Source organism: Paraburkholderia sp. BL6665CI2N2 (assembly GCF_004366535.1).
GTDB lineage: Bacteria > Pseudomonadota > Gammaproteobacteria > Burkholderiales > Burkholderiaceae > Paraburkholderia.
Window position 1 is genome coordinate 1,537,398 of the sequence record NZ_SORC01000001.1, and the last position, 16,602, is coordinate 1,553,999.

The 16,602-nt window shown below is 63.1% G+C and carries 12 protein-coding genes and 2 pseudogenes; 8 read left to right on the forward strand and 6 right to left on the reverse strand.

Annotation, left to right across the window (positions count from 1 at the left end; genetic code table 11):
- Positions 1-218: 218 nt before the first annotated feature.
- Positions 219-2,363 carry a tetratricopeptide repeat protein gene (locus tag B0G81_RS06910; protein WP_134133985.1) on the forward strand — a complete coding sequence of 715 codons (2,145 nt, stop codon included), beginning with the start codon at positions 219-221 and terminating at the stop codon, positions 2,361-2,363.
- Here the strand turns inward: B0G81_RS06910 and B0G81_RS06915 are convergent.
- A pseudogene (locus tag B0G81_RS06915) lies at positions 2,356-2,547 on the reverse strand (LysR family transcriptional regulator); the annotation flags it as partial. The gene B0G81_RS06910 and the pseudogene B0G81_RS06915 sit on opposite strands and share 8 nt — an antisense overlap.
- Positions 2,548-2,716: 169 nt before the next feature.
- On the reverse strand, positions 2,717-3,526 hold the full coding sequence (locus tag B0G81_RS06920; protein WP_134133986.1) for an alanyl-tRNA editing protein: 810 nt from the start codon (positions 3,524-3,526) through the stop codon (positions 2,717-2,719).
- Between the two features lie 410 nt (positions 3,527-3,936).
- Here B0G81_RS06920 and B0G81_RS06925 point away from each other — a divergent pair, with 410 nt between their 5' ends.
- On the forward strand, positions 3,937-4,485 hold the full coding sequence (locus B0G81_RS06925) for a carboxymuconolactone decarboxylase family protein (RefSeq protein WP_134133987.1): 549 nt from the start codon (positions 3,937-3,939) through the stop codon (positions 4,483-4,485).
- A gap of 112 nt (positions 4,486-4,597) precedes the next feature.
- Positions 4,598-5,461 (forward strand): helix-turn-helix transcriptional regulator, encoded by an 864-nt coding sequence (locus tag B0G81_RS06930; RefSeq protein ID WP_134133988.1) that lies wholly within the window; start codon positions 4,598-4,600, stop codon positions 5,459-5,461.
- Between the two features lie 60 nt (positions 5,462-5,521).
- Here B0G81_RS06930 and B0G81_RS06935 read toward each other — a convergent pair whose 3' ends face one another.
- The 4 genes from B0G81_RS06935 to B0G81_RS06950 form a co-directional block, all read right to left on the reverse strand.
- Positions 5,522-6,715, reverse strand: coding sequence for a porin (locus B0G81_RS06935; protein ID WP_134133989.1), 1,194 nt, complete (start codon positions 6,713-6,715; stop codon positions 5,522-5,524).
- Positions 6,716-6,901: 186 nt separating this feature from the next.
- Positions 6,902-8,257 carry a cytochrome c gene (locus B0G81_RS06940; RefSeq protein ID WP_134133990.1) on the reverse strand — a complete coding sequence of 452 codons (1,356 nt, stop codon included), beginning with the start codon at positions 8,255-8,257 and terminating at the stop codon, positions 6,902-6,904.
- Positions 8,254-10,032: a GMC family oxidoreductase gene (locus B0G81_RS06945; protein WP_134133991.1), complete on the reverse strand. Its 1,779-nt coding sequence runs from the start codon at positions 10,030-10,032 to the stop codon at positions 8,254-8,256. The genes B0G81_RS06940 and B0G81_RS06945 overlap by 4 nt, the downstream gene beginning before the upstream one ends.
- Positions 10,032-10,766 carry a gluconate 2-dehydrogenase subunit 3 family protein gene (locus tag B0G81_RS06950; RefSeq protein WP_134133992.1) on the reverse strand — a complete coding sequence of 245 codons (735 nt, stop codon included), beginning with the start codon at positions 10,764-10,766 and terminating at the stop codon, positions 10,032-10,034. The genes B0G81_RS06945 and B0G81_RS06950 overlap by 1 nt, the downstream gene beginning before the upstream one ends.
- Before the next feature lie 273 nt (positions 10,767-11,039).
- Here B0G81_RS06950 and B0G81_RS44435 point away from each other — a divergent pair.
- The 5 genes and pseudogenes from B0G81_RS44435 to B0G81_RS06975 form a co-directional block, all read left to right on the forward strand.
- Positions 11,040-11,207, forward strand: a pseudogene (locus tag B0G81_RS44435) (GntR family transcriptional regulator); the annotation flags it as partial.
- A gap of 127 nt (positions 11,208-11,334) precedes the next feature.
- Positions 11,335-11,655 (forward strand): DUF1330 domain-containing protein, encoded by a 321-nt coding sequence (locus tag B0G81_RS06960; RefSeq protein ID WP_134143014.1) that lies wholly within the window; start codon positions 11,335-11,337, stop codon positions 11,653-11,655.
- 278 nt (positions 11,656-11,933) lie between these two features.
- The gene (locus tag B0G81_RS06965; protein ID WP_134133993.1) at positions 11,934-12,836 is read left to right on the forward strand and encodes a LysR family transcriptional regulator; all 903 of its coding nucleotides are present in this window, start codon (positions 11,934-11,936) and stop codon (positions 12,834-12,836) included.
- Between the two features lie 200 nt (positions 12,837-13,036).
- Positions 13,037-14,992, forward strand: coding sequence for an aconitase family protein (locus B0G81_RS06970; RefSeq protein ID WP_134133994.1), 1,956 nt, complete (start codon positions 13,037-13,039; stop codon positions 14,990-14,992).
- A 121-nt stretch (positions 14,993-15,113) separates the two neighbouring features.
- On the forward strand, positions 15,114-16,580 hold the full coding sequence (locus B0G81_RS06975; RefSeq protein WP_134133995.1) for an MFS transporter: 1,467 nt from the start codon (positions 15,114-15,116) through the stop codon (positions 16,578-16,580).
- Positions 16,581-16,602: the final 22 nt, after the last annotated feature.

Below are 16,602 nucleotides of genomic sequence, written 5' to 3' on the forward strand. Positions count from 1 at the left end.
CTTTTCGCTCGTAATCCTCGTTATAGCGTGGGATTAGAAGGCCGAAAACCGCTCATTTCGCCGCGTTACAGGCGCGCCGATTCACGTAAGCTGCGTGGTACATGTTCCGCTTTCGCGGCCGCACCGAGACTTCGGCACGCCAATCCGGCAGCCGGGTCAGGGCGCGGCACATGCGATCGACCCGGCCGGCTCATCGCCGGCTCCAGTAACCACGACTCATGAACCACACGCAGCTCGCAACCTCGATCGACGATACCAACCAGCAGGCCGTCTCGTTGTTCTCGGCCGGACAATTCGCCGAGGCTTTGTCGATGGTGACGCCTTTCGTCGACGGCGATGCGCTGCCGGACGACGCGTTTGCCGACGCGTTGAATATCGCCGGGGCCTGTTCGTTCGCCTTGCAGCATCCCGCGGAGGCGGAAAGCTATTGGCGCCGCTGTCTGCAACGCAATCCGGGCTATGCCGAGGTGTACGGCAGTCTTGGCATGCTGCTCAAGTCGCTCGGGCGTCTGTCCGCCGCGAAGGCGATGTACCGGCAACTGGTCGCGCTGCGGCCCGGCGACGCGGACGCCCGCAATCATCTCGGCGCCGTGCTCTACGGGCTCGGCTACAAGGAGCAAGCGGAGGCGTCGTATCGCGAGGCGCTGGCGCTTCGCCCCAACTACCCCGAAGCCCACTACAACCGCGGCATCGTATTGCACGAACTGCGCCGCCTGCCGGAAGCGGAAGCGGCATTCCGCGAGGCGCTGCGGGGACTGCCGGCGCACGCCGAAGCCCATAACAATCTGGGCAACGTGCTGATGGAGTTGGGCCGCTTCGCCGAAGCGGACGTTGCCTATCGCGAGGCGCTGACTATCCGGCCACAGTATCCGGAGGCGCTCAACAACCTGGGCGGCGTGCTGAAGGCCACTTTCCGTCTCGCCGAAGCCGAGCTGGCTTTTCGCCTTGCCCTTGCCATTCGTCCGGATTACGCCGAAGCCCTCCTGAATCTCGGCACCGTGCTCGCCGATGTCGAACGTCTGCCCGAAGCCGAGGCTGCTTATCGCGACGCCATCGCACAACGCCCCGGCTACGCCGAAGCGCACTACAACCTCGGCGTGGCGCTGTGCAAAATGGAGCGTCTTTGGGAAGCCGAATTGGCTTACCGCGAGGCGATTCGCCTGCGGCCCGATCTCGTTCATGCGCACAACAACCTGGGCTGCGTGCTTCGCCGGCTCGACCGACTGCCGGAGGCTGTCGAGGCTTTCGAGCAGGCGCTCGGCCTGCGTCCCGATCTGGCGGAAGCGCATTACAACCTGGGCGCAGCGCGGGCGCAACTCATGCAGTGGCCCGAGGCCGAGAGCGCGTATCGCCGCGCGCTTGCTGTACGCGCCGATTACGGCGACGCGAAATTCGGCCTGGCCGTGTTGCTGCTCGGCATGGGCCGCTTCGAAGAGGGTTGGCGTCTTTACGAATGCCGCTACGAGCAGGCCGGTTTCGTCCATCACAAGACTAGGTCGATGCTGAACTGCCCGCAGTGGCAAGGCGACACGCTCGCCGGCAAGTCGCTGCTGGTATGGCAGGAAGACGGCCTCGGCGACATGATCCAGTTCAGCCGCTATTTCGCCTTGCTGAAGGCACAGGGCACCTCGCAAATCGCCTTTGCGTGCGCACCGTCGTTGCACCGGCTGATGGCAAGCGTCGACGGCGTGGATGCCGTGCTCGATCACGATACTGCGCGCGCACAGGCATCCACTTACGACTGCTGGACGAGCCTGCTGAGCGCGCCGCTGCATTTGCGGACAAGCGTGGACACGATTCCGCGCGCCGTGCGTCTCACGGCCGAGCCGGCGCTGGTCGAGCATTGGCGCCCCGTGCTGGACGCGCTGCCTTCCGGCCGCAAGATCGGCCTGGTATGGAGAGGCAACGCGAACCATCATAACGATATGAACCGCTCGATACCCTCGCTCGCTATGCTGGCGCCGCTCTGGAGCGTGCCGGGCCTGAGTTTCGTGAGTCTGCAGAAAGGATGGGGCGAAGACGAGGCGCGCCAGCCACCCGCCGGTCAACCGCTGCTCGACCTCGGCTCGCGTGTGTCGGATTTCGCGGACAGCGCTGCGATCATCGCGCAACTCGACTCGGTGATTTGCGTGGACACGTCCACCGCGCATTTGGCAGCGTCGCTCGGCACGCCGTGCTGGGTGATGCTGCCGGAAAAAGATATCGACTGGCGCTGGCTGCACGATCGCAGCGATTCGCCGTGGTATCCGCACACGCTGCGGCTGTTTCGCCGCGCGCCGGGCGAGGATTGGTCGATGCCGGTCGAGCGGGTGCGTCAGGCGTGCGTCGAACGATTCGGCGCAACGGTCCGCGCGCTTACCTGATTCGCGTGCCGCGCTTACGGGTCGATTGCGTCGACGTGTGAAAGCGGTCCTCGATCGTTTCGATTGCCTGGCCGAGGAACTGCAGGAACATGCTCATCGCGACGGTGCTCGTCAGATCCGAGCGTTGATACAGACAACTGAACGATTGGGCGCCGGCATCGGCGAGCGGGGTCCATGCCAGCTTACGCTCCACAAATGACGCATAACACAACGAGAATGTCGCAAAGCCACCGACATCTTTCAGGCCGATCGACAGAAGGGGGCCGCCAAGTGCGGCAAGGATACCGCTGGCTACGACGAGTGACAGGCCCTTTATTCAGCCTGCCGCGGCTCCCATGGGGGCAACACGAACTCTATTCATGCCCCTGCTCCCCGCGAAGCGTCGCGCCGTCACCGGCATGGAAAGAAGCTGTATCGAAGCGCGCGTTATCGAATTGACACGACAGACGTTCCTTACCCGACCCCATGCTCTTGCGGCGGACGCTTATCCGGCCGATGGGTGCGGTGTTGCCGATGTGGGTGCCCCCGCAAGGTATGAGATTGTCTTCGCACTGCCAATAGCGGGCTTCGATGTGGTCCGGATGGGCGCGCGTTGTAACCGCGCTGCCGCGAGCCACGAAGTCGTTCGCGATCTGCTCGATGGCCAGGACTTCGTCAGGCGTAAAGCGGCTACCGACGCCGAAATCGAAGCGAGCGCCGTCTGGCCGGATGTGGCATCCCAGTGTCCATGCAATGGCGTCAGGTCTGATCTTGCCGACACCCAGATATAGCAGATGCGACGCGGTGTGGCTCAAGGACAATTGAGCCCTACGCATCGTGTCGATATTGGTTTGCACTTCGTCATCTACTTGCAGCGCGGCGAGATATTGAATGTCTTCAGGGTGAATCACATGTTCGATAATCCCGCCTAGCTGAATGTCCGGAAAACCAGGAATGTTGGCGCGTTGGCCGTACATTTTACGCACGTGAATGAATCGGATTACATTGCCGTCCGGCAGCGCCAGCGTACCTGTGTCGGATTCCTGGCCACCTCCCTCGGGATAAGCAACGGTTGCGTTCAGTTCGACGTAGTCGCTACCGATCTTTGAAACAACGGATCGCGCTTTATATAGAAGGTTATCCGAATAATAGAGTCTGGCCGTATATCTGGGGAATGGGAGCATTAATTGGGTGACCTCGACTATGAGATACGGGCGAACGCGCCGATCTGTACGCGATCCCCCAAAACAGCGTGAAGCCTGGCTGACGGATAGTTTGCAATACCCGCGGCGCCTAAGGTCACACCGGTTAAGACGTCTCCCATGTGTTTTGTTCGTGTATATAGGGATGCACATAATCCAAGTTTGCACCAATCTGGCGAAATCATGGTGTGTGAAATTTCCCAAATTCGGTTGCGGATAAGCAGAAGTTTCACGCCTCATGTGTGCGTCGAGTGACCCACTGGCTAGTAGACACGGTTGCCCCATTCGCCGTTTCTATTACATCCAAGGTAATTGCCGACCCTCACCCCCAAGCCTAATCTTCGGTGATGGCGCGGTTCACCCTGAACCGCGTTCACTATCGAGGACACATCATGTCGACGTTTCAGGTTCACACCATCGACTCCGCGCCGGAGCAATCCAAACCGGTATTGCAACAACTCCAGCAGACCTTTGGCTTCATCCCCAACATCGCGGGAGCCATGGCCGAGTCGCCCGTGCTGATCGGTGCGTTCATCAATCTGTTTCAGAAAGTCCATTCGGGCACGTTCACCGAAGCGCAGATCCAGACGCTGTTGTTGACGAACGCCGTCACCAACGCATGCACTTGGGCGGTCGCGTTTCACACGGCATTAGCGCTGAACGAGGGACTCACACCCGCCGATGTCGAAGCGCTTCGCGCTGGCCGCACGCCTGCTGACCCCAAGCATGCCGCGCTTACCACGTTGACGAAAAATGCGATCCTGAAACGCGGCCATCTCGACGAGCACGACGTGAGCGCATTTCTCGAAGCCGGTTTCCGTCGCGATCAGGTACTCGAAGTACTCGCGGTGGCGGCAGCATCGACCATCACGAACTACGTGGGCAGCATCACGCAACCGCCGTTGGAAGCGCAGTTTCAGGTCCACGCCTGGACGCCTTGATTCCCGAAAGGGAAGGCGCGCTCACCGCTAGCGAGTATCCTGACCGACGAGGTTCCGCGAGCGGCGCTCACCGAACCTCTTACCGGTAACGTCTTGCAGACAGGAACACACGATGAATCCTGCGAACCCATCCAAAAAAGCGCCGCCGAACGATCTCGGCGTCTTGTTGCGTCACTGGCGAGACGTGCGCGGCATCAGCCAGCTGGACCTGTCGTTCAATGCCGGCATCTCGCAGCGTCATATCAGCTTCATCGAAAGCGGACGCAGCGTGCCCAGCCGTCAGATGGTGATGGATATCGCGCAGGCGCTCGACATCCCGCTGCGCGAACGCAACACGCTGCTGCTGGCAGCAGGGTACGCGCCAATGTATGCCGACGCCGCATGGAATGCGCAGGAAATGCACAGCGTCACGAATGCGCTCGGACGCATGCTGCGTCAGCATGAACCGTTTCCAGCGCTCGTCATGGACCGCTGCTGGAACGTGCTGATGACCAACGATGCGGCGCCACGTTTTTTCAATTGCTTTATCGACATGGCGGCGCGCAAGGGGCCGCGCAACATGCTGCATCTGGTGTTCGATCCGGAAGGTATGCGCCCTTTCGTGGCCGACTGGCAGACCGTGGCGGATAGTTTGATTCAGCGCGTCTACCGCGAGTCAGTGGGGCGCGTGATCGACGATCGGACGCGCGAGTTGCTCGATGCGTTGCGCGCCTACCCGGATGTGGAAAAGAACAGGGGGCCGGGGCATCCCGAGTTGGCGGCCGAAACCGCGTCGGCGGCGGCCATGCCGGTGATCCCGATCGGTTTCGTCAAAAGCGGCCACGTCATGAAGTATTTCTCGATGGTCGCGACCGTGGGCACGCCGCAGACGATCGCGGCGCAGGAGTTGCGCCTCGAATGCATGTTCCCTGCGGACGACGAGACCGAAGCGCGTCATCTCGAGATGCTCGACGCGGCGGCGCAGCCGCAGCGCTAGATCAATTGGCAAGCCGCCGCCACAGCAGGCGCCGTTGAACCACGGCGCCGCGTCGAAGTTTTAAAACTTATGCCGCACGCCGATGCTGACAATCGCCTGCGATTGCGTCGCCGACGAGTGCCCGTTGCCCTTGTCGCTAACCGATGCAGTCGCCGCGACCGGATGGCCGAGCGCATCCAGCGTGCCGCCCGACGCGTGCTGGTAACCACCCATCAGATAGACAGTCGAACGCTTGGACAGCGCATACTGCGCGCCGAGCGTCACGTTGTGATATTGCGCGCGCTCATCCACGCCATCCACTTCGCCGCCACGCGTGTAGCTGTAGCCCGCGAACAGTTGCACGGCGGGACGGACCGTCCATTGCCCGAACACGCCGGCGATGTTGAACGTAGCGTGACCCTTGAACAGCGAGTCCGCCCCGGAGCGATACTGCACGTTGCTGTAATTCACACCGACGATCGCCGGCCCGAAGTCGTACGTCGCGCCCGTCGCGATGATCTGTTGCGATTGCGCGCTAGCGTAGCCTTCGTTGATCGATGAATTGAACAGGCCGTCGTCCGTGCCGCTCCATTTGCCGTAGGTCGTGTCCTGCGTGCCGGTCTTGCTGTTGTCGGAGCGTTCGTAGCCGACGCCCACGTGCAGCGGGCCGTTGCCGTAGGCGGCGCCCGCGCTCCAGGTGTTCTGCTGCTTCAGGCTGCCGGGCTGGCCGCCGAAACCGTACAGCGCGCCGAACGTGAAGCCGGCATAGTTCGCGCTCGTGTACTTGATCGAGTTGTTGACGCGCGCGGTCTGATCCAGATCGTCGATATCGCCCGGATGCGCGCCGTAGCCGCCGACCATCGCCACCGGGGCGACCGGCGAAACGAAGTCGTTCAGCGAGGTGTACTGGCGGCCCAGCGTGATCGTGCCGTACTGCTTGCTGCCGATACCCACGTACGCCTGACGCCCGAACAGGCCGCCGTTCTGGCCGGTCTTGCCGTTCGTGATGTCGAAGCCGTCCTCGAGCTGGAACAACGCGTTCCAGCCGCCGCCCAAGTCCTCCTGACCCTTGATGCCCCAGCGGCTGCCGGAGAGGTTGCCGCTCGTCACGGCGACGTTCGAGTGGCCGCTATAGTTGCCGGCCGTGCCGGTGCGCTCGTTGCTGCGGTACGAAATGCCCGCATCGACGATGCCGTACAGCACGACGGAACTCTGCGCGGACGCAATGCCCGCGAACGTCATCAGGAGGGGTGCGGCAATCCATTGGTTCTTCATCGTAGTCATAGCCTGGTTGGAACTTCTATCTCAAGTCGCCTGGATGGCGATCTTTCTTTTTTCGCGCACGCGGAAGCCCGCTCCTGAATGACGGAGCGGACTGCATGAAGCGGGTATGCGTAGCGGCGCTTGCCATATCTGTGACGCGTCCCTCGCGCGGGACGCGTCACGCGAGGCCACGTGCGATCAGTGAGCCAGGGCGGCGCCTGGCGGCATGTCGGGCGCGCGCACCGTGACGGTCTTGCGGACGTGGGCGACGTCCGTCGCGCTGACCGTTGACCCGCGGTTGCCCCAACTGTTGCGCACGAAGTTGGTCACATCCGCGACTTCCTGATCGTTCAGACGCCAGCCGAAGGCCGGCATCGTGAACGAGGAGGGCGCGGTCTTCGTGCCTTCGAGCGTGCTGCCGGTGAGCAGCACGTGAATCAGCGAGGTGGCGTCCTTGCCCTGCACGACCGGATTGCCGCCCAGCGCCGGAAACACGCGGTTGTAGCCGCGACCGTCGCTGCGGTGGCAGGCCGTGCAGTTGTCGCGATAGACGGCGGCGCCCGGCGCGGTTGCGTCGCCCATGCGCAGCGCGCGCGCGGCAGTGTCGTCGTATGCGTACGGCGTTTCCTGCGGATCGGTCGATGGCAGCGTCTTCAGATAACGCGCAATCGCGGTGAGATCGGCGTCGCTCATATGCTGCATGCTGTGCTGCACGACGTCCGTCATGCCGCCGAAGGCCGCGCTGTGCTGCGTGCGTCCGGTCTTCAGGAATTGCACGAGATCGGCTTCGCTCCACGCGCCGATGCCGGTGCGCGGATTGCCGCGCAGGCTCGACGGAATCCAGCCGTCGATCGCCGCGCCGCCCGCGAGAAACGCCGGGCCGTCGAGGTCGCTCAGCGCGCGCTCCTGCATCGTCGCCGCGCGCGGTGTGTGGCACGCGCCGCAATGGCCGAGGCCTTGGACCAGATACGCGCCACGCCCAATCACCGGACCGGCGTAACGCTTCGCGTCGAACGAAACCGGCTCGGGCGCGAACAGGTGACGCCAGATGCCGAGCGGCCAGCGCATCGACAGCGGCCAGACGATGTCGACCGGTTTATTCTTCTGGTTCACCGGCGCGACGCCTTGCGTGAAGTACGCATACAACGCGTGCATGTCGTCCTGGCTCAGGCGCGCATACGATGGGAACGGCATGGCCGGATACAGCGTGTCGCCGTTCGGCTTCACGCCGGCACGCACCGCGCGATCGAACTGCGCGAAGGTCCACGCGCCGATGCCGGTGTTGCGCTCCGGTGTGATATTGGTCGAGTAGATCGCGCCGATCGGCGTGTCGAATTTCAGCCCGCCGGCGAAAGGCTTGCCTGAAGGCGCCGAATGACACGCGATGCAATCGCCGGCCCGTGCGAGATATTCGCCGTGCGCGATCAGCGTTGCGTCGTTCTGGCTTTGTGGCGCTGCCGCGTGTGCGGCAAGCGTGCTCATGCCCAGCACAGCCGCCGCGCCCACGCGTTTGAGCGCCCGCGCGAGGCGTTCGTTATGGATCTTCTTCGTCATACGCTCACCAGCGGCCCGGGGTTCTTCAGATACTGCGTGCGGATCGCCCGCGCCGACCAGTAAGCCAGCGCCGCGACGAGGCCGGTCGGGTTGTAGCCGATGCCCTGCGGAAACGCCGAGGCGCCCATCACGAACACGTTGTGCACGTCCCAGCTTTGCAGGTAGCGGTTCAGCACGCTTGTCTTCGGATCGGTGCCCATCACCGCGCCGCCCACCAGGTGAGTGGTCTGATAGCGGCGCGAGTCGAAGTGCGCGCCGAATTCGCGTGTGTAGACGTTGATCGACTTCGGGCCCATCTGCTGCGCGATCTTGTGCATCTGGCCGGTCACGTAGCGCGCCATCTTGATGTCGTTGTCCTTCCAGTCGAAGGTCATGCGCAACAGCGGCTGGCCGTACGAATCGCGATAGGTCGGATCGAGGTCGAGGAACACGTCGCGGTACGACATGTTGCTGCCGTGCGCATCCATCGAAATGGTGTGCGCGTAGTGGTCTTTCACCGACTTCTTCCAGTCGGCGCCCCAGTTCGGCGTGCCGGCCGGCGTGGCGATGCCGCTGACCGGCTTGGTGCCGGCCTGATTGACCCACAATGGCGAGCCGCCGACGAAACCGAGCGGACCGTGATCGAAGTTGTCGGCATTGAAGTCGTCGACCGCGACGCCGTTGCCGCCCGCGCCGATGAACGGATTGGTGAAGGTGTCTTTATCGAAGAACGCGGTGATGGTCGAAAGGTTCTGGTACGCAAAATTGCGGCCGACCACGCCTTCGCCCGAGATCGGGTCATACGGCTTGCCGATGCCCGACAGCAGAAGCAGATGAACGTTGTGATACTGGAACGCCGCGACGATCACGAGATCCGCCGGCTGGAACACTTCGTTGCCCGCCGGATCGACATACGTCACGCCCTTGGCGCGTTTTTTCGTGTCGTCGAGTTCGACGCGCAGCACGTGGCAGCGCGAGCGCAATTCGAAGTTCGGCAACGGCTTCAGGGCGGGCAGAATGTTGAGATTCGGCGAGGCCTTCGAATACATGTAGCACGCGTAGCCGCTGCAGAATCCGCAGAAATTGCACGGACCCATCTGCACGCCGTACGGGTTGGTGTACGGCCCCGACGTATTCGCCGACGGCAAACGGTACGGATTCAGTCCGAGTTCACGCGCGGCCTTGCCGAAGCGCTCCGCCGAATAGGTGTTCAGTTGCGCGGCGAGCGGAAAGTTGTCGCTGCGGGGCGCTTCGTAAATGTTGCCATCGCCGACCACCTTGCCGTTGACCTTGTACGCCTGGCCCGAGGTGCCGAACACTTTCTCCGCGAAGTCGAAATGCGGTTCGAGTTCGTCGTAGCTGACGCCGTAATCCTGAATCGTCATGCCTTCGGGAATGAAGCGCTTGCCGTAGCGTTCCTCGTAGTGGCTTCTCAGGCGCAGTTCTTCCGGCGTGATACGGAAATGCACGCCCGACCAGTGCAGCCCCGCGCCGCCGACGCCTTCGCCCGGCAGGAACGCAGCCAACTGGCGATACGGCAGCGCGGTATCGCTCGGCGCATGACGGATCGAGACCGTGGTCTTCGAAAGATCGAGAAAGAGTTTCTTGCGGACGTTGTAGGTCAGTTCATCGATGGTGTTGGGATACGCGCCGTCCGGATAGGTGTCGCGATACTCGCCGCGTTCCAGCGCGACGACTTTCAGGCCGGCTTCGGTCAGTTCCTTCGCGAGAATCGCACCGGTCCAGCCGAAGCCGACGATCACCGCGTCGACGTGCGGTTTGGTTTGAGTAGACATCAGGTGCGCTTTCCTTCGATCGACACGGGGCCATACGGATAAGCCGCGCCGTTCTGATTGACGAAGTCCATAAAATCGGCGCGCGCGCCGGGGAAGCCGATCATCTTCCAGCCGCCCATGTCGCGGTTGCCGCCGTGGATCGGATCGCAGAAGTAGCCTTCGCGCGTGTTTTGCAGCAGTTGTCCGAAGAACACGCCGGCCGGCACGTTCTCCAGATCGACCTTGTCTTTCTCGAGCGCGCCGAGCACGGTGTCGCGCGTGGCGGCGTCGAGGGCGTCGAACGGATGCGTGTAAGTCTTCGTGCAGTAGGCGTTGACCGCCGCGATGCCGAGGCGGTAGAGATCGCGCGGCACGAGCTTCAACTGGTAGCCGAGTTCGGGCGCGCCCTGCGTGAACGGCCCCTGCATGTACCAAAGCGCGCCATGCGCGTACGGCGTATCCATCTGCCGGTCGATGAATTCGGGCACGCCGGCTTCGACTGCGCCGGGACCTTCGCTGTCCGGTGGAATCAGACGGTCGACCGCGGCGTGGATGAACGCCCATTCCTTCGCGTCGAAGAAATGCGGCTTATAGTCCGCGCCGGACGCGCGGCCCGCGTTCGCGCTTTCGCCCGAACCCGGCACGGAGGCCGTCGTGGCTTGCTTGACTTCGCAGCCGGCGAGCGTGCCGGCCGGGACCAGAGCGATAGCCGTACGTAAAAAGCCACGGCGAGAGCTGATAGGGGATGAGGGCATATTGTTCTAGTCACCAGATTGGAGCGCGCGATTGCGTTCCGGCATTCATGGGATTGCCGGCGGGATGATAAATGGAACCGGTTCCAAAGTCTTTTAGCTTTTTACAATAGCTTGTTTCGCGGAGCGATGAAATGCCGCGATTTTGCAAAAATCCGTTTTAGATCAAAGGTATTCTAGGCGTAAGAGGACGCGGCAGCGAGGGCGCCAGGCGTAGCAGGGCTGATGTGAAAAAGCGACGGCGTCGCGGGCGTGACCCGAGCGGCGGGCGATCAGCGCGGGCCCGTGCGCCAAGCGCTGCTCCAACTGGCCGCGGCCGGCATGGTGGAGATGCGGCCGCGGCATGGTGCGGTGGTCGCGAAGATCAGCCTGCACAGACTGATCGAGATGTTCGAGGTGATGGCCGAGCTGGAGGCGATGTGCAGCCGCCTCGCCGCGCGGCGTGCTCGCCGCACGCGCGACGCGGCGAGTTCTTTTACCTCACAGGTAATCGACACGCGTCATGCCCGAGTCGACCATGAGCGGCACGCAAGTTTTCAATCCGCATCCACTCATGACCAGGAGCCACGCCATGACCGCCTATGCGATTGCCCATCTGCACGACGTCGAACTGGGCGACGAGATCGTCGAATACCTCAATTGCATCGACGCCACGCTCGCGCCGTTCGGCGGCCATTTCATCGTGCATGGCGCACGCCCCGAGATACTCGAAGGCGAATGGCACGGCGATCTGATCGCGATCGCGTTCCCCGATCTCGCCGCCGCGCGCGCCTGGTACGCATCGGACGCGTATCGGCGGATCCTGCCGCTGCGCACGCGGCATGCGCGCGGGCCGGTGATCCTGATCGACGGCGTGGACGAGCGGCACAAGGCGACCGACATCCTGCGATGAACGCGGCGGCATCAGCGCGTGAACGTGCCGGGACCTTCCGCGTTGTAGTACTCGATCGTCACCTGATTGCTGAGGAACGACACCTTGGAGATCGTCCCCGGCGCGGCGTTTTCGTAGCGTAGGCAGCAATGAAGCAAATCGAAAGCCGCTTACGGGAATGGCAGGCATTCGGTCTGGAGAAGGGCGTTAAACTGGCCCATCTTTCTTCCCGGTCCCTTCATGCCGATGCCGGGTTTGCTGTCGGGTTCTTCAGCCTCACCGTGTATGAAGCATCAACAATGGAAAACCTTCTCAAGAAACTCGACCTCACCTCGCTGCGCCTCTTCGTCGCCGTCTGCCAGGAGCGCAATATCGCGCGCGCGGCGGAGCGCGAGTTCATCGCATCGTCCGCGGTGAGCCGGCGCATCGCCGAGATCGAGGCGGTGATCGGCTTGCCGGCGATCCAGCGGCAGTCGCGCGGCATCACCGTGACGCCGGTCGGCGAGACCGTGCTGCGCTACGCGCTGGCGATCATCGGCAATATCGAGCAGATGAGCGCGGAACTGTCGCGTTTCTCGTCGGGCGCGAAAGGGCGCGTGCGGGTGGTGGCGAATCTGTCCTCCATCGTGCAGTTTTTGCCGGAAGATGTGGCCGCGTTCGGGCGCGCGTTTCCGGAGGTGTCGATCGAACTGGAGGAGGAAAATAGCGCCGACGTGCTGCGGATTGTCGGTGAGCACGCGGCGGACTTCGGCATCTGCAATTCGGTGGCGGGCAGCGAGGCGTTCGAGCAGGTGCCGTACCGGCAGGATCGGCTGGCGGTGCTGGTGCCGGGCGGCCATCGGCTCGCCGGCGCGTTGCGGGTGAGCTTCGACGACCTGCTCGATGACAGCTTCGTCGGACTGCGCAGCGAGAGCGCGCTGACGCAACTGCTCACGCAGCAGGCAGCCCGCGCGGGGCGGCAACTCGATGTGAAGATTCGCGTAAGCAGTCTCGACGCGCTTTGCCGGATGGTGCATGCCGGGCTCGGCATCGCGGTCGTGCCTGAACAGGTCGGGCTGCTTTATCTGAATGCACTCGACGTGAGCCTGCTGTCTTTGAGCGATGCCTGGGCGGTGCGCCACCTCATCATGATCTTCAAGTCACGCGATCAGTTGAGCGCGAGCGCGGCGGCGCTGGTCGGGTTTCTCGGCAAGGGCGGTTGACGCGAGCCACGGCGGGCGAATCGGCAGAGGCGTGTCTGCGCCGGCGGCCGGAAGTCTTATCCGGCGGCGACGCGCCGATGCCCGGACAACCGTGTCGAGTACGATCGCGCCCATCATCGCCAAACGAGAGGTCTGCGTTGCCGCACTGGCACTTCGGCATTGCCCACGCGCGCCGTATAGTGGGCGCAAGGAGAATGCCCATGAGCGACACGATTCGTCTGGACGGCCGCGTGCTATACCTGTCCCAAGACCCTGCGGTGATCGAGGCGCAACTCGCCGGCGAGAACTTTACGCGCGCCACGGCCGGTCCGCTGCGCGACAACGTCTCCACCGACGAGATCACGCCGGTCACCGTCATGCTCACCTACGACGAGCGCCTCGGCCAATATCCGTACGTCGGCTTCAAGGCCGGCGAGCGCATGCCGATCGGCCGCGATGCGGTGAAGAATGGCGGCTTCCAGGTGACGGTGGCGGGCAAGCGCTACGGCAAGGGATCGTCGCGCGAATCGAGTCCGTTGGCGGAACTCTCGGCCGGGATCCGGTTGATCGTCGCGGAAAGCTTCGAGCGGATCTATCAGCAGAACTGCGACAACATCGGCATTCTCACCACCACTGACTTTTCCGTGCTCGATCGTTTGAGCGCGGGGGAAGCGGTGCCGATCGACGAATTCCTCAAGGGACGCGACGCGCTCACGCAGCAGATCATTCGCAGCGGCGGCCTGCTCGCATACAGCAAGTTCGCCGACTGGCCCACGCCGCGCACGGGCGATAGCGCTGACGCAGACGCGCCGCAGGCCGAGAAGCCGAAGACGCTGGTCGAGAAAATCATCGAGCGCCATCTGCACCCGGCCAGCGTGGGCGCGCGACGCGGCGACGGCGTGTTCATCGCCGCGGACTGGCGCTTCAGCCACGATTACTTCACCGGCATGTGCGCGCATCTGATGCATCGCGCGTTCGGCAAGCCGGCGCCTCTGCATGCGCCGGATCACATCATCGCGTTCCAGGATCATCTGGTGCTCGCATCGCAGAGCATTCCGCATGTGCGCGACGGTCTGCTGCCGGGCGTCGCCAATCTGATGGAAGGGCATACGTCTTTCTCGCGTGACTATCCGGTGCGCTCGCACGGTGCGCTCGACAGCATGCCGGGCTCCGAAGGCATCTGTCATGCGTTGATGGCCGAGCAATACGCATTGCCGGGGCAAGTGGCGTGCGGCACCGATTCGCATACGCCGCATTCGGGTGCGCTCGGCTGCCTCGCGTTCGGTGCGGGCGCAACGGAAATCGCCAATAGCTGGGTGACGGGCTATGTGCGCTGCAAGGTGCCTGAGACTCTGCGCATCGAAATCAGCGGTCACTTGCGCGATGGAGTGACCGCGAAGGACGTGGTGCTGCATCTGCTGCAAATGGATGCGATCCGCTCGGGTGACGCGATCGGCCTCGTGTTCGAATATGGCGGTGCAGCCGTGCGCACGATGTCGATCGACGAGCGCGCGACCTTGACCAACATGGTCGCGGAACTGGGCGGCTTCACCGGCATCGTCGAACCGGATGAGCGCACGGTGGCGTTTCTCAAAGAACGGCGCGGTGTCGATTTCACCCTTGAAAACTGGATGAAAAGCGATGCGGGCGCCACCTATCGCGACACCATCCGTATCGACGCAAGCGCGATCGAACCGATGCTCGCGCGTCCCGGCGACCCCGGCAACGGTGTGCCGGCGCCGCAACTGGAACAGGACGTCGCCGTCGATATCGCTTACGGTGGCTCGTGCACGGCGGGCAAACGCGAAGACTTCGATTTCTATCACGAGGTGCTGCATTGGGGCGTCGAGCAAGGTCTTGGCGTGCCCGAGGGAACGCGTCTCTACTTGCAGTTCGGCACCATGGCGGTGCGCGCGTATTGCGAGGAGCGCGGTTATTTGCCGGTCTTCGAGCGCGCGGGCGTGACGCTCGTCATGCCGGGCTGCGGGTCGTGCGCGAATTGCGGGCCGGGCCAATCGGCCGAGGCGAACGAAGTGACGATCAGCGCGATCAACCGCAATTTCCCGGGCCGTTCGGGGCCGGGCAATGTGTGGCTCGCGAGTCCGTACACGGTGGCGGCGAGCGCGCTGGCCGGAAAAATCACCACCTTCGAACAATTGAAGCGCGCACGCGGCTAGAATGCTGGCCGGACCTTGGGCCCGGCATCGTGGTACGCGTGACGCGCGAAAGTACAAGAGGCCGGCGAGACCGGTCCAGCGAACCCCATCGTTTCGCGAGTATCACCAGGAGACATACAACATGGCATCCCCCGATCACGCCGGCTCCGTCGCGAAGAAAAGCGGCGACGCGGCGCATTCCGATAACACGGCCAAGCGCGCCGCCGCCGCCGCGCCGCTCGACGCCGGCAGCATTTCCGCGCGCCTCGACCGGCTGCCCGCCACGCGCTCCGTCTGGAAGCTGGTGGTGTTGCTGAGCCTCGGCTTCTTCTTTGAACTCTACGATCTGCTGTACTCCGGGTATGTCGCGCCAGGCCTCGTCAAAAGCGGTCTGCTGAGCGCGACCACGCACGGCCTGTTCGGTTCGACCGGGGTCGCGAGTTTCATCGCGGCGCTGTTTAGCGGCCTCTTTATCGGCACAATCGCGTGCGGCTTTCTGGCGGATCGCTTCGGACGCCGCGCGGTGTTCACGTATTCGCTGCTCTGGTATACGGCGGCCAATATCGTGATGGCATTCCAGGAAACGGCTACCGGATTGAATTTCTGGCGCTTCGTGGCAGGGATAGGCATCGGCGTCGAACTGGTGACGATCGGTACGTACATCTCCGAACTGGTGCCCAAGCAGATTCGCGGCCGCGCGTTCGCGTGCGAGCAGGCGGTCGGTTTTACGGCCGTGCCGGTGGTGGCGTTCCTGTCGTATCTGCTGGTGCCGCGCACATTGCTTGGTCTCGACGGTTGGCGCTGGGTCGTGCTGATCGGCGCGCATGGCGCGCTGTTCGTGTGGTGGATTCGTCGCGCGTTGCCGGAAAGCCCGCGCTGGCTCGCACAGCAAGGACGCCTTGCCGAAGCCGACCGCGTGATGACGGCGCTCGAAGCGAAAGTGCGCCGCGAATACGGACGCGAGTTGCCGCCGCCCGCGCCGCCGGTGCCGGTCGCGCCACGCGGCAGCTTCCGCGATATGTGGGTGCCGCCGTATCGCAGCCGCACGCTGATGATGACGATCTTCAATATTTTCCAGACCGTGGGCTTCTACGGCTTTGCGAACTGGGTGCCCACGCTGCTGATCAAACAGGGCATTACGATCACCACGAGCCTGATGTATTCGAGCGTGATCGCTTTGGCGGCGCCAGTCGGTCCGCTTATCGGACTTTTCATCGGCGACCGCTTCGAGCGCAAGACCGTGATCGTGGTGATGGCAGGGGTGAACATCGTCTGCGGCCTGTGGTTCAGCCAGGCTGCGGGCGCCGTGTTGCTGGTCAGTCTCGGTGTCTGTCTGACGCTTGCGGGCAACATCATTTCATACAGCTACCATGCGTATCAGACTGAGCTTTTTCCGACCAGCATTCGGGCGCGCGCGGTGGGATTCGTTTATTCGTGGAGCCGTTTTTCGGCGATCTTCACAGCCTTTCTGATTGCCGCTGTGTTGAAGCAGTTCGGTACCACCGGGGTTTTCGTCTTTATCGCTGGCGCTATGCTGATCGTCATGCTGGCGATCGGATTGATGGGACCGCGCACGAAGGGTATCGAGCTCGAAAAAATATCGCGGTAGACAGCTTCACAGCCGTGAAAAT